This window comes from Nocardia sputi, from assembly GCF_023501985.1.
The window spans coordinates 136001-149494 of the sequence record NZ_JAMFLC010000021.1 but is presented as its reverse complement, the minus strand read 5'-3'; the positions used below and the strand labels follow the sequence as shown (position 1 = coordinate 149494).

The window sequence follows — 13494 nt, the reverse complement described above, 5'->3', positions numbered from 1 at the left end:
GGTCAATTCGCGGCCGACCAATTCCACGGACTCGTGATCGCCCGCGCGCGGGCCGGCAGAGCGAGCGTGAGTGCGGCCAGGCCGAAGGCCGCGGCGGCGATGGCCGAGAGCATGATCATGCTGCCCGACAGCGTGTGCGCGCGGAAGAACAGCGCGCTGAGCACCGCCAGTCCGACCGAATTGCCGATCTGTTCGATGGTGGGCAGCAAGCCCGACGCCTCGCCCATGGCTCGATCGTCCAGCTCCGCCAGCATCAGCGGCTGCAGCGGAACCCCGAACACGCCGACCCCGAAGCCCGCGAGGAACACCGGCCCGGCCACCAGCGGCAGGTTCACCGCGCCCGATTCCACGTACAGGTATCCCACCCCCACCACGACGCAACCGCCGAAGACGGCGATACCGGCGGACAGCGCCCGAATCCCCCAGCGACCCACCAATATCGGCGACAGCACCGCACCCGCACCCGCGCCGAGGGCGAACGGTGTCATGGCGACACCGGTCCGCAACGCCGAGAACCGCAGCACGTCCTGCAGCAGGATCGAGACAGTGAACACGAACGCGGTGAACAGACCGAAGAAGATCGTCACCAGCGCCGATCCGACCGCGAACCCCCGATCGGAGAACAGGTCCAGCCGCACCAGCGCGCGGCCGCCACGGCGGCGCGTCGCACGTTCGTGGGCCACGAAGCCCGCGCTCAGCACCGCCGCGGCCGCGATGTACACCCCGTGCGGCGGACGCCAGCCCGCCTGTTGGCTGTCCGACAGCGCGAACAGCAGCAGGAACAGCGCGGCGGTGGCGACCACGACCCCGCGCAGATCCAGCGGGTCCCGATCCGTCGCCGGGCCCGACCGCAGGTACGCCGCGGCCAGCGCGATGGCCACCACGCCCAGCGGTAGGTTCATCAGGAAGATCGCGTGCCAGCCGAGCCCGAACGGATTCAGGGTGATCAGCCCGCCGCCCAGGATCGGCCCGAGCATTCCGGCGAAACCGGCTGTCGCTCCGTACACGGCGAAGACGTACTGATGGTGCTCGCGCCGAAAGCTCGCGGTGATGATGGCGATGGTCTGTGCCGCCATTCCCGCCCCTGTCACGCCTTGGACGATCCGGGCGATCACCAGTTCCGTCGCGGTGTCGGACAATCCACACCAGACCGAGGCGGCGGTGAAAGCCGCCGCCGACCACAGGAACATCCGACGCCGGCCGACGATCGCGCCGACGCGGGCCGCGGTGAGCAGCGCGCAGGCGAACGCGAGCGAGTAGCCGGCCACCACCCACAGCTGCGCGGACCGCGACGCCCGCAGCTGCGCGGTGACGACGGGCAGCGCGGTGTTGACGATCGTCACATCGATCATCTGCATGAAGACCGAGATCAGGCACGCCCCCAACGATCCGAGCGCCACCGTCGCCTCTTTGCGGGTCATCGAATCGCCACCTCGATCATCGGCCCCAGAATTGTGCGTATCCTGTTGCCCGTAGCTTCAGGAGAGGGCGTCGTTCGGCCGGAAATGGAAGCCGCCGCGACATCCACGAATTCGCAGTCAATAACATCGCGTGGACAGCCCGCCAGTTTTCCGAGCGATCCTGTGCTTCGTACCAATTCTTCTCGGCGACCTTTGCCGCGATTACCAAACCGGGCAGCGATCATTGCAGATCCGCTGCGCGTATTTCAGGCCTCACGCAACGGTGCAGAACGGCGCGCGATCGCTCCGAAGCCCAGACCTGTGGGCACTACGGCACCGGGCAAAGCGCGTTTCCGTTTTCATGGTGCGGATCTTCCCTCAGCCTTTGCCTCGCTGCGGCCTGCGGGTCGCTTCGACGCGGACTTCGTCGATGACGCTGCGGGGAACCGTTTCGATGATGTCCTCGCGGGTGGCGAGAGCGAGTTTCTGCAGGATGGCGGCGACCTGCGCGTCGATGGTTCGGACCGAACTTCCCCGGCGTGCGGCGATCGCGGTGTTGGTCCACCCGGCCGCCGCCAGCACAGCGACCTGCTGCTCGGCGGTGGTCAGTTGCCGCCAGCGTGACGTGGCGCCCGCGCCGCGGGTGTCTTCTCTCGGCGTTTCCTCGATGGTGAGTGTGCCCAGAGCGACGCGCTGCACCTCGTCGTGTTCGGGACGTAGCCGCGATCCTCGGGCTTGAGCCGCGGCGAATGCGTCGGGCCCGAGTACCTGACGAGCGACGGCGATGGCCTTGGCGGATTCGTCTGCGAAGGGACCCATTCTGTCGATGTCAACGCCCAGCTTGGTGCGAAGGGTCCTGACTCCCCCGGCCAGGTGAGCTATTTCGGTGGCCGGCGCGACCAGCTCGGCACGGTCGATCTCGTCGCCGGTGGTGAGCAAGTCGGTGATGAGGCGCGCCAACGACCAGGTCCGGCACTCCACGCCCCACATGGTGGCCCACTGATCGCCGCCCGCGAGTTTCTGGCACAGCAGTGAGGACCGTCCGATCGCCAGCGCTTCGGTGGGATCGCCGTGTTTGGCCAAGGCGATTTCGCGGGCGTGTTCGGCCCAGGCTCTCACCCGCGTCGTCGAAGCAGCCGCCGCCTCGAGAAAACGCTGGGTGATCTCGTGGGCCTGCTGCCCGGTTCCCAGCAGGCCCGCGGACATGGCCGCGTACAGCTCGCTCAGCGACGCGGTGCCGTGGTGGCCTAGATCGTTCAGTTTGGCTTCGGCGCGGGTGAACACGGCAACGGCACGGGCGTCGCGGCGCACGAACAGCAGTTCCATCCCCCACGTGAATTCGACGGCGGCGGGCAAGCCGATATCCTTCTCGCAGGTGTCGCGCCAATTCGCTCTGTCCCGCGCGTCCGGAAGGCAAGCGGCGACACACTCCTCCAGCACACGCTCGGCGTTGTCGTGATCCCCCTGGGTCAGGGCAAGCCATGCGATGGCGGCCATGGCGTCGATCTGAAGACCGGTGACATCCGAGGCCGACGTGCGCGTGGCGTCGAGGCATCGTTGTGTCCATTGGCGCATTCCGCGCAGCGAGCCTCTGATGAAAGGCATGCGCAAGTTGATCAGCCCGAGACAGATCTCCAGACCGATACCGGCCTGGCCCGTGGTCAGGCTGTTCTCGATCGCGGTCAACACGTTGGCCCAAGCCGACCGTGCCCAGGTCACCAGCTTCTGCTCACCGTCGGAACGAAACCAGTTCGCGGCCGCGTAGGCGATTTTGTCCCGGTAATAGCGAAGGTGACGGTCGGCCGACTGGGCGGGCTCGTCGATCTCGCGGCTCGAACGTTCGCGCAGTCGCTGCTGTGCGTACACGCGAAGGCTTTCCACCAGGGAATACCGCACCGTTGTCGGCGTGATGTGCGCCGTCACCAGCGAGTGGTCGACAAGCGACTCGAGCAAGTCCCCGATCTCCTCGGCCGTCAACCTCATATCGCTGCCGCCGGGCCGAGCGGGTTCGCCGGGGCCCAGGGCGGGGTCGTCACTGCACACAGCCTCGATGGCTTCCAGCTCTACACCCACATCGATCGAAAGGTTGCTGCCGTTGTCGTCGGGATTCGTGTCCCAGCCCGCAGCGAACACCGACATCCGGTCGAAGAGCAGGCGTTCTTTCTCGGTGCACAGCTCATACGACCAGGCGATGACGTCGCTGACCCCGCGATGTCGCGAGTCGGCACCGAAACGGGGACCGTGGGACCACCGCAACCGTGCGTCGTCGGCGCGGCCGGTGAGCCCGCGCAGAATCACCGACAGCGGTTGATGACGCAGTCGCGCTGCCGCCAATTGGATGTAGAGGGGATGGTTGTCGACGCGGCGGCAGATCTCGGCTGCCGTCGTGTTCTGCTCGCTTCCGGCGATGGGATGCCCGGTGAGGTCGGCCTGCTGCCGGAACAAGGTCACCGCGTGCTGAAGGGCCAGGGAGGGAACGGTGATCAAGTATTCGTCGACCCAGCCGATCGGTTCACGGCTGGTCGCCACGATGGTCAGCTCGGGCACGGCATCGAGCAATTTCGCTACCACGGCGGCGGCGCCTGCGAGTACATGCTCGCAGTTATCCAGTACCAACGCGATTCGCCGCCTGCGTCCGGCAGCGGCGGCGCGGGCGAAGGTATCGATGAGCAACTCCCAGGCCGATCGCCCGGAGAAATCGGCCTCGACCACCGACCGCGCGATCTCCTCTTCGACGGCCGCCGTATCGCAGTCTCTGGCCAACCGCGCCAATCGCACCCAATACACCGGCGTGCCTTTGGCTTTGGTCAATCGGCGCACAGCCTCGGCAGCCAATCGGGTCTTGCCGATACCACCCGGCCCGGTCAAGGTGACCAACCGGGCAGGCTCCAACAGTAGGAGGCTGATCTTCTCCAGTTCACGGTCACGACCGACAAAGTTCGCGCCGGCTGCTGGCAAGCCACCGGCGCGATCCCGACTTCTGATCGTCACGCGACGTAATCGTAGTCTTCACACATCGGCGCTGCCGGTCCACGATCATTCAGGCAAACTCCCCGTGACCCGTGCCGGTCACCGGCGGGCCGTGACAAGCCTCGGCCTCCGAGTTCGTAGGTAGTCGGGGGCAGCCCACTTAAAGCCTACCGATGTGCGACATCACCTTAGAGCCCCAGGCTGGATGGCCGAGGAGGTGAGCGATGTATGCCAACGTATGTATATCAACGGTCGACCAGGCGGACGGCCTGTCGCCGTCGACCGTGACGGCGCCCCTGTTGGAGCCCGAGCAGCTGTTCCTCGCAATCTCCGGCCACCTCACCGGCCGGTTCTCCCTCGTTGCGTGGGCACGCGAGCTCGGCGACCTCCATGCCGAGCTCATACCCTTCCAGCAAGTCGGGGCCGCACGGCGACAAGGCTTCGACTGCGAGCAAGTGCGCGCGGGAATCGATCGAGTCGTCGTCGCGGTGGACGCCTGGGCCGTCCGCAATCTGCGGTGTTCCAGTGGCGCGCGTATGCACACCCACTCGCTCGGCGAGGTGATGAGCCACATCGCCGAGGCGTATGCCGAGGCATGGTGGATGGTCCTGCATTCCAAGGATGTCGAGGCACGGCACCGGGCGTGGTTCCACTTGGGCGAGGTGCGCCAAGGTTACGCGGGAATGGTGGACGAGGTACGGCACCGGCGTCTCAGATTTCCCTCGGCAGCGGGTTCGGTGCGCAGACATGCGCTCGGATGACGTCGCGACGCCGTACTGCACAGAACAGTCGCCGATTGTGCCGATAAAAACGTGAATTCACCGATGAATGGTTGAAGCGTGATCGAGATCAATTGCTCACGATGCGGACGATTACTGTTGTCGGGTGCCGATCAACGTCGCCGCATGCACATCACCTGTACCGGCTCGACCGAAAAGGTGACACTCCGCATGACAGCGGATGATTGGAGAGCGGTAGCCGGCTGGCTCGATCCGAGCGGAAGTCACCTGCCAGGACAGATGGGACCGGAATAGTTTCGAGTGCGCTTGCCGAAGATCTACCGGCAAGCGCATTCCGTTTCACCGTGCCGCGTTCACGGAGTCCTACTCGACCTTTCTGGCAGCGATTTGCGGGACTTCGCTCCGAGCGCACCCGAAGCATTCACCCCGATGCTGCGCAGCCCGGTGCCCGCACCCGAAGCCCGGAGCGCACGTGCGAAGACTACCGAAGTCGACCTGCGGTGATCCGGGTTTCGAGTGTCGACGAGCGCGGGATTGAAAACTTCGTGCACGAGCACACTCTGGTGCGTCGAGAACTCGATTTCGTACACGCGCGCCGCGGCAGCTGCGGGGAAGAGCCCGAATGGATGGCACGTCACGCCGGTGACGAAAATGCGTCTTCGTTCGAATACGCCGAGCCGACGGATATGGATGCCGAATGGAACACCGTCCGGGGGGATCAACGTCGGCTCGTCCGCTTCCCGGTAAGTGATCAGATTTTCGCTGATCACGTTCCCTGCCGAATCTTGCAATCTGGTGTGCCGTACCCTGAGCGTACCGATGGCGGGATCACGGAAAACTTCGCGGAAAATCCGGAGCTCCCCGGCCTCGATGGTACGGGAGGGCAATACGTCGGCTACGATATTCGACCCGGCGATCTGCTGGAGAAGCAACGTGGTGGCGCCATCGCCGTACAGCAGCATTCGCGTGACCAATGGCAGATGAATCTGCGGCGCGAGCTCAGGGTAGACGGTTGATGCGGCCGGTGGAAACGCTGCCGCCTCGGCCGTCCGTCCGGGAGAAGAAGTGTGGGTGAAAGGCGAGAAGTGGTTGCCGAGCCGAGCTGCGGTTCGAATGATGCTGACCATCGGTGTGTCTCTCTCAACGGCGCTACGTCTCGGCAAGGCTAAGAGTTGTAGGTAGATCCGCCACATCGGTACCTGTACGTAAACCTGGGTCTCATGTCGCTTTTCTGCCTACGGAGGGCCGTGCGCACGGCCCTCGCGCGATCCCGGCGCAGGAACAGTACCCGATCTCGGACGCGCCGATAGACCGGTCGAGGCAACCCGTCGCCGACGGTCCGAACCTCGCGTTCGCCGCGCCGGTGCGCGCCGCATAGGTAGAACTCGTACCGCTATCTTTTGGTTACCGATGCGGAAGGCCACCCCTATCCATGCATGCTTGTCGCCGCGAGGGACGGGGTTCGGGTGGCGAGGGGTCACCCGGCCCCTCCCCGCCTCCGACGACGAAGTCGGCCGGTCGACAGCGAGGTCGATCCGATGGCGGGAACCCCGCACCCGATGTCGACACCACCTTCGAGAGGAGGCACCGAGGCGGTACACGATCCGCTTGCGCGGCCTGTCGGCGACAGTGCAACGTGCGGTTACTCCGCGTCGTGCAGCACGAGGCCCAACGTGTGCCGCAGCCCGCCGCGCACGCGGCTGACGCCATGGCGAACCGGGGCGCGGGACCAGCCTCGACTCGACGGCGTCGGCCGGGCTCGGGTCGGCCCCGTCGCCGCGCAGCCGTGGGCGTCGACTTTCTCGAGCAGCGCCCGCCAGGGCTGAGCGGCGGCACGGTCGGCCAGGGAAGCACCGGTTTGCGCTCGGTCGGATGTCCGCGCGGCGGGATCCGCGTCCCCACGACGCTGCGTCCGGTGACTGTCGTCCTTCGTTCGCTCATGCCGCCGCCTCCAGATCGAGCAACGTGTGCTTCGCGCTGACGCCGCCGACGTACTGTCCGATGGACCCGTCGCCGCGAACCACCCGATGGCACGGAATCACTACCGGCAGCGGGTTGTGCGCGCAGGCAGAGCCGACCGCGCGAACGGCACGCGGATTGCCGACGGCGGCGGCCACCGCGCCGTAGCTGGCGCGCTGCCCGTAGCCGATGGCGGGCAGATGCTCGATCACCTGGCGGCGGAAGCCAGCGGTCAGCCGCAGGTCCAGCGGCAGGTCGAAATGCGTCCGGCGGCCGGTGAAGTACTCCTCGATCTCCCGCGCGGCCGAGTCCAGCCGGGCGGGGGCGGCGAGGATTCGGGGGCTGATCCGGGCTGCCAGCGTGGCGAGCACCGCCTCGTGGTCCTCGGCGGGGTAGGCGACACGGACCAGCCCGGCGGGCGTCGCGGCCAGCAACAGTGACCCCACCGGGGTGTCGAGGAGCCGGTAGGCGACATCGAGCAGTCCGGCGGACTCGGCCTCGGCGGCCAGTCGCGCGTGCAGGGTGGCCAGCAGGTCGGTGTCGGGGCTCAGTGCGCGCGACAACCCGTTCAGGTCGCCGCGATCGAGGGTGGCCATCATGCTTCATCCTTCGGGTAGAGCTTGCGCAGGGTCTTCAGGCCGTCCGCGGCGGCGCGGCGGGCGGCGTCGGGAGAATTGCCGAGCAAGGTGGCGATCTCCGCGTGGGGAAGCCCGGCCAGGTAGTGGTAGGCGACCGCCTGGCGCTGCTTGGTCGGCAGCGCCCGCAGGGCGGCCCAGAGGTCGGGGTCGTAATCGGCGGGGCCGGGAGCGGGAGCGGGACGTTCCGGCAGCGTCTCGGCAGGTACGGGTGCGCGCGTCAGCGCCCGGCCGACGTCGATCGCGCGGCGATGCGCGATGGTCACCAGCCATGCCTCGATGTTCGTGTCCGGACAGAGCCCGGGAAACGCGCGCAGCGCCGAGAGAAACGTTTCCGACCAGGCGTCGGCCGCGTCGGACGGACCGAGCACCGCCCGGCAGACGCGCAACACCATCGGGCCGTACTCGGCCACTATTTCCTCGAACGGGGGCAGGCTCACACCGGGTAGACGCCGCGGGCGTCGCGAACGTGAGATTCGGTCACCCGATTCCCGGTTCCTCTTCCCGGCGCGACAGGCCACTGGCGCGCAGCACCCGGCGTGCGATACCCGCGCGGATGGACTCGTCGGTTCCGATGATCCGGACGTGGCGGCGTGCCCTGGTGATCGCGGTGTACAGCAATTCCCTGGTCAGCAGGGTCGATTCGGGCTCGGGCAAGACGACGGAAACGGTGTCGTACTGACTGCCCTGGCTGCGATGAATGGTCATGGCGAAGACGGTGACCACCGCGGGGAACTGCGTGGGGTGCACCAGGTACGGTTCGCTGCCGCGTTGCAGCGCCGCGCGCAGCGAGCCGTCGGGCATACGCACGACGACCCCGGTGTCGCCGTTGTAGATGCGCGCCTCGTGATCGTTCGCGGTGACCAGCAGCGGTTGGCCGGGGTACCACGGCGCCTGGTAGGAGTCGGGGCCCGCTCCTCCGGCGGCGGCCCACTCCGCGGCCATTCGGTCCCAGCGCTCGACGCCGAACGGCCCCTGCCGGTGCGCGCACAGCAGACGATGCGATTCCAGGGCGGTCAGCGCGCCCGCCGCGTCGCCGTCGAGCGCTGCGGCGGTGACCGCGCTCGCGGCTGCGACCACGTCGGCGCGCACCGCGGTCAGCTCCTCGGGCGCGCTCAGTGACAATTCGTCGCCGCCCGCGCGCAACAGTTCGAGCGCGGCGTCCGCGTTCCCCGCCCGCACCGCCACGGCCAGGTCGGCGATGCGGCCGCCGAATCTGCGGCCCCGGGTCAGCCGCACGATGCCGCCGCGCAAGCGCGTGCGCTCCAGCGCGGTCAGCGCCTCCGCGTGATCGGCGGTCGTTTCCGGGCCGAGGATGTCGTCCAGGACGGGGTTCGGGGTAGCGGCGACCGGTCCGGCGACCAGGTCGGCGAGCACCGCGCCCGCGTCGACCGAGGCGAGCTGGTCCGGGTCGCCGACCAGGACCAGGCGGGTGTCCGGCCGCAGCGCGGCCAGCAGCCTGCTCATCATGGTCAAGGAGACCATCGAGGTCTCGTCGACCACGATCACGTCATAGGGCAGCCGGTTGAACTCGTGATGCTTGAACCGGGTGCTGCGACCACGCTGCCAGCCGAGCAACCGGTGCAGGGTGGCGGCGGTGAGTTCGGGCAGTCCGAGCGAAACGGCTTGTTCGCGCACGGCTTCCTGCAATCGCGCGGCCGCCTTCCCGGTGGGAGCGGCCAGCGCGATGCGCAGCGCGGGCAGCTTCGGCTCGGCCTCCCGATGCGCGGACAGCAAGGCGATGATCCGCGCGATCGTGTGGGTCTTGCCGGTGCCCGGCCCGCCCGCGACCACCGTGGTCCAGTGCGTCGCGGCGAGCGCGGCGGCCAGCCGCTGGCGATCCGGCGCCGTGCCGACCGGCGCGTCGAACAGCCGGTTCAGTTCGCGCCGCACGATGCGCGGGTCGACCACCGGGTGGTGGGCGGAGCGCTCGGTGAGCACGCGCCGGATCGTCTGCTCCTGCCGGTAGTACCGGTCGAGGTAGAGCAGCGGGCCGGAATCGTCCGGTCCTCGGGACTCGACCAGGCGAAGCGGCCGCAACGGCCCCGCCGGTCCGCCGCGCACCAGCGGGCTCGCCCGCAGCGCGGCGACCACCGCCGGGATGTCCGGCCACGGCAGCGTCGCCGGATCGATGCCCGCGTCCCAGGTTTCGTCGGCGTCGACACCGATTTCCCGCATCCGGTGCAGTTCCAGGCACACCGAGCCGGAACGCACCGCTCGCACGGCCAGCGCCGCGGCGAACAGCACCGGCTCCGACGATTCCCGGCCCAGCCGGCCCAGCCGCAGCGCCACGTGCACGTCGGCCGCCGACAGCACACCGGCCTCGTTGAACGTGCGCAGCAGACCGGTCCCCCGCTGCGCCACCTGGATCGAGGTCACTGCGGCGCCTCCCCCGCCAGCAGCGCCGACAGCGCGACGACCAGATCGGCAGGCGGGTACCAGTCGAAGACGCCGCAGCCGTCGGGTGTCCGCGGTCCGATCATGCCGCGCACGAACAGGTACCGAACACCGCCGAGGTGCCGGACGGGGTCGTAGCCGGGCAGCCGCCAGCGCAGGTAGCGGTGCAGGGCAACCGAATACAGCAGGGCCTGCAGCGGATAGTGGGAGCGCAGCATCTCGGCGGCCATGCGATCGCGGGTGTAATGCGCGACGGTGAGGTCACCGGCGCCCAACCGGTTGGTCTTGTAGTCGACGACGACGAACCGCGGGGCCGCGCCGTCGGACACGCGCAGCACGGCGTCGATGCTGCCGGTGAGGTAGCCGCGCAGCGGGATGTCCTCCAGCGCCGCCAAATGGTCGGCGTACGTGCTCAGGTCGTCGTCGGCCGGAAGGTGGTCGCGCAGCAGATCGGCGATGCGCCGCAGCGTCGCCGTGGTGGCGCCGACCCGGTCCCCGCCCGCCAACGGCAATTCGAACTCGAGCTCGGTGAGGCGGTCCCGAGGGGCGACGTCGGCCAGGCAGGCGCCGTCGAGTGGGGTACGCAGCACCGCGAGCAACGCGGTGGCCAGCAGTTCCGGGTCAATCTCGGCCATGAGCTCGCCCACCGCCTCGCGGCACCGGTCGTGCACCTCGGCTGCCAGATCCGCGCAGCCGGTGTCTATCCGCTCCAGGACGCCGTGCACCAGCGTGCCGAACTCAGCGCCGTAGGGCAGCGTGTTCATCAGCGAGGCCGCGCCGGTCAGCTCCGGCTCCCCCGCGCCCACCAGGGAGGTGCCGGCGGGCTCGTCGCCCGGTCCCCGGGGGTCCTCCGGTTCGCTGTCGGACGCCGGCACCACCGGACCGTGGGCGGAGGCGGTCAGCGCCGAGTACGACGTGCGCCGCCACTGCTGGTCCAGCACCCGGTGAAAGCGTGCGGCGGCCAGTTCGCCCTGCGCGGGCTCGGTGCGGGCCCACCGGATCGCGACGTCGTCGCTTCCGGCCACCGCGGTTACGGAGATGGCGACGGCCGCGTCCTGTGCCCATGCCGAAAGAGACTGCGCGGCAACGGCATCAACGGGCACTGGGGCGCGGTTGGCGATGACGGCGCCGCGATCGGCGCGGCCGAAGACCATTCGGTGCAGCGGCGAGGCCGCGGTGGTGATCGCGGGCGCCCACCAGGCGACGATCTGGCACATGGCCCGGGTCAGCGCGACGTAGAGCAGCCGCAGCTCCTCCCCCGCCTCCTCGGCTTCGCTGCGCGCCTTGCGTTCGGCGTATCCCGGAGCATCCGGACCGCCGACGTCCAGCACGCGCGCACCGTCGTCGGCGTGGAACAGCAATGTCGCCGGATAGGGGTTCTTCGCGCTGTCCCACGCGAAGGGCAAGTAGACCACCGGGAATTCGAGTCCCTTGCTGGCGTGCACGGTAGCGATCTGCACGGCGGCGGCGTCGCGGTCCAGCCTGCGACTGCGGTCGGCGACGGCGCCGGAGGCGGGATCGCGCACCCGGTCGGCCAGCCACCGGGTCAGCGCGGTCAGCCCCAGGCCCTCGGTGAGCGCGACCTGGTCGAGCAACTGCGCGATGTGCCGCAGGTCGGTGAGCTGCCGCTCCCCGTTCTCCACGGCGAGCAGTCGCTGCGCCAGGCGCGCTTCGGCAGCGATCTTCTCGAAGACGGCCGCGAATCCCGCGCGGGCGAACAGACGCGCCGCCTCCCGCAATTGGGCGCTGACCCGCCCGACCAGATCCGCGCCCCCGCTGTCGATCTCGGCGGCGGTGACGCCGAGCAACGGTGTGCACGCGGCCAGCCGCACCCGGTCGGCCCGGTGCGGCTGTTCCAGCGCGCGCAGCACCCACAGCCAGTCGGTGGCGCTGGCGGTCGCGAAGACGCTGACCCCGCCGGCGAGCACGGAGGCGACGCCGACGCGATCCAGCGCGGCGCGCACGACGTCGATCTGCGAGCGGGTGCGCACCAGCACCGCGATGTCACCGGGCCCGACCGGCCTGCGTGCCGCCTCCACGGCCCGGTCCGAGACCGAATCCGCTTCGGCGAGAGCGGGTTCGGCCTTCGCGTCCAGCAGCACGCCGGATTCCAGCAGGCGGACGATGTCGGCGGCGAGATCGTCGGCGACCTTGGCCCGCATGCGGCCGACCGCCGGGAAACCGGACTTGTTCAGCGGCCCCGCGCCGGTGCGCGGCAGGCACCGCAACCGCATCGGCGTGGTGAGCTCGGCCGGTCCGGACAGCCGCGACCACGGCCTGGTCGGGGCGACCGGATAGACGCGGATCTCCTCGTGCCCCAGCGCCGCGCCCCCGTGCAGGTGGTCCAGCGCGGCCAGGAGTCCCGCGTCGCTGCGCCAGTTCGTGGTGAGCTCTTTCCGGGTGTCGGCGTGCGCGACCGCGTCCAGATAGCTGAGCACTTCCGCGCCGCGGAAGGCGTAGATCGCCTGTTTGGGATCGCCGACCAGCACCAAGGTGGTGTGTCCGTGGAACGACCTGCGCAGGATGTCCCATTGCAGCGGGTCGGTGTCCTGGAACTCGTCGACCAGGGCGACCCGGTAGCGCGCGCGGATACGGCGGCACGCGAGCGGGCCGTGCTCGGGATCTGCGAGCACGTCGTGCAGCAGCACCAGCAGGTCGTCGAAGTCGCGCAACCCGGCCAGCCGTTTGCGGCGCTCGGTCTCCGCGCGCACTGCCTGCGCGAACGCCACCCGCTCGCCCGCGCCGGATTCGCCGTCGGGCACGAGGGCCGCGTGCCGGTCCCGCACCGCGGCCAGCGCCAGCGTGCGAGCCTCTTTCAGCGCGCACGGCGGTTCGGCGCGGGCGTAGCGGTTCAGGTACAGGTCATCGACAACCGTGCCGACCAGGTCGTCGACGGTCTCCACCAGTCGGGTGCCGGGGTCGTGTTCGCCCGCGAGCCCGAGCTCGTCCAGCATGCGCTGACAGAAGCTGTGTGTGGTGGCGATGGTGCCCGCGTCGAAATCCGACAGTGCGGTCAGCAACCGCCGCTGCCGCAGCCGGACCTCGGCTTCGCCTGCCTGCGCGAGATACCGGACCAGTTCGTCGGCGTGTGCTCGCGCCGCGGCCGGATCGGCCAACCCGGCGGCGACGGCGACGAATCGGTCGCGGGTGCGTTCCCGCAGTTCCTGGGTCGCGGCCCGGCTGAACGTCACCAGTAGCAGCTGGGACACATCGATCCCGGCCTCGGCGACGTAGCGGACGGCCAGACCGACGATGGCGTGGGTCTTGCCGGTGCCCGCGCTGGCCTCCAGCACGGTCGTGCCGGTGGGTAACGGGCCGTACGGCTCGAACGCGGCCGCGTCGAACGCGGCGTCGAAGGAGGTCTGCTGCACAGTCACGCGGATCTCCCTCCTG

At 69.1% G+C, this 13494-nt stretch carries 8 protein-coding genes and 1 pseudogene; 1 reads left to right on the top strand and 8 read right to left on the bottom strand.

All coding sequences use genetic code 11. The features are described 5' to 3' along the window. Window positions 1-2: 2 nt before the first annotated feature. Window positions 3-1421, bottom strand: a complete 1419-nt coding sequence (locus M8859_RS26660; protein ID WP_159925984.1) for an MFS transporter — start codon at window positions 1419-1421, stop codon at window positions 3-5. Window positions 1422-1778: 357 nt separating this feature from the next. After that, on the bottom strand, window positions 1779-4391 hold the full coding sequence (locus M8859_RS26655) for an ATP-binding protein (RefSeq protein WP_159925986.1): 2613 nt from the start codon (window positions 4389-4391) through the stop codon (window positions 1779-1781). Window positions 4392-4594: 203 nt separating this feature from the next. Between M8859_RS26655 and M8859_RS26650 the strand changes: the two genes are divergently transcribed. After that, the gene (locus M8859_RS26650) at window positions 4595-5131 is read left to right on the top strand and encodes a hypothetical protein (RefSeq protein WP_195071360.1); all 537 of its coding nucleotides are present in this window, start codon (window positions 4595-4597) and stop codon (window positions 5129-5131) included. A 332-nt stretch (window positions 5132-5463) separates the two neighbouring features. On the opposite strand, the gene M8859_RS26645 is transcribed toward M8859_RS26650, so the two are convergent. The 6 genes and pseudogenes from M8859_RS26645 to M8859_RS26620 form a co-directional block, all read right to left on the bottom strand. Then, window positions 5464-6237, bottom strand: coding sequence for a hypothetical protein (locus M8859_RS26645; protein ID WP_159925990.1), 774 nt, complete (start codon window positions 6235-6237; stop codon window positions 5464-5466). 515 nt (window positions 6238-6752) lie between these two features. Further along, a pseudogene (locus tag M8859_RS26640) lies at window positions 6753-6947 on the bottom strand (2OG-Fe(II) oxygenase); the annotation flags it as partial. Window positions 6948-7047: 100 nt separating this feature from the next. After that, the gene (locus M8859_RS26635; protein ID WP_159926223.1) at window positions 7048-7665 is read right to left on the bottom strand and encodes a methylated-DNA--[protein]-cysteine S-methyltransferase; all 618 of its coding nucleotides are present in this window, start codon (window positions 7663-7665) and stop codon (window positions 7048-7050) included. Beyond that, the gene (locus M8859_RS26630; RefSeq protein ID WP_159926225.1) at window positions 7665-8138 is read right to left on the bottom strand and encodes an RNA polymerase sigma factor; all 474 of its coding nucleotides are present in this window, start codon (window positions 8136-8138) and stop codon (window positions 7665-7667) included. The genes M8859_RS26635 and M8859_RS26630 overlap by 1 nt, the downstream gene beginning before the upstream one ends. Window positions 8139-8184: 46 nt before the next feature. Further along, window positions 8185-10083 (bottom strand): exodeoxyribonuclease V subunit alpha, encoded by a 1899-nt coding sequence (recD, locus tag M8859_RS26625; RefSeq protein WP_249644963.1) that lies wholly within the window; start codon window positions 10081-10083, stop codon window positions 8185-8187. Beyond that, a complete protein-coding gene (locus M8859_RS26620) occupies window positions 10080-13478 on the bottom strand; it encodes a UvrD-helicase domain-containing protein (protein WP_372492943.1) in 3399 nt (1132 codons plus the stop codon). The genes recD and M8859_RS26620 overlap by 4 nt, the downstream gene beginning before the upstream one ends. Window positions 13479-13494 lie beyond the last annotated feature (16 nt).

What these genes read in the sequence shown, in the direction of transcription:
- M8859_RS26660 (WP_159925984.1), bottom strand. Translation starts at nt 1,421, where the DNA reads ATGACCCGCAAAGAGGCGACGGTGGCGCTCGGATCGTTGGGGGCGTGC.
- M8859_RS26650 (WP_195071360.1), top strand. Translation starts at nt 4,595, where the DNA reads ATGTATGCCAACGTATGTATATCAACGGTCGACCAGGCGGACGGCCTG.
- M8859_RS26645 (WP_159925990.1), bottom strand. Translation starts at nt 6,237, where the DNA reads ATGGTCAGCATCATTCGAACCGCAGCTCGGCTCGGCAACCACTTCTCG.
- M8859_RS26635 (WP_159926223.1), bottom strand. Translation starts at nt 7,665, where the DNA reads ATGGCCACCCTCGATCGCGGCGACCTGAACGGGTTGTCGCGCGCACTG.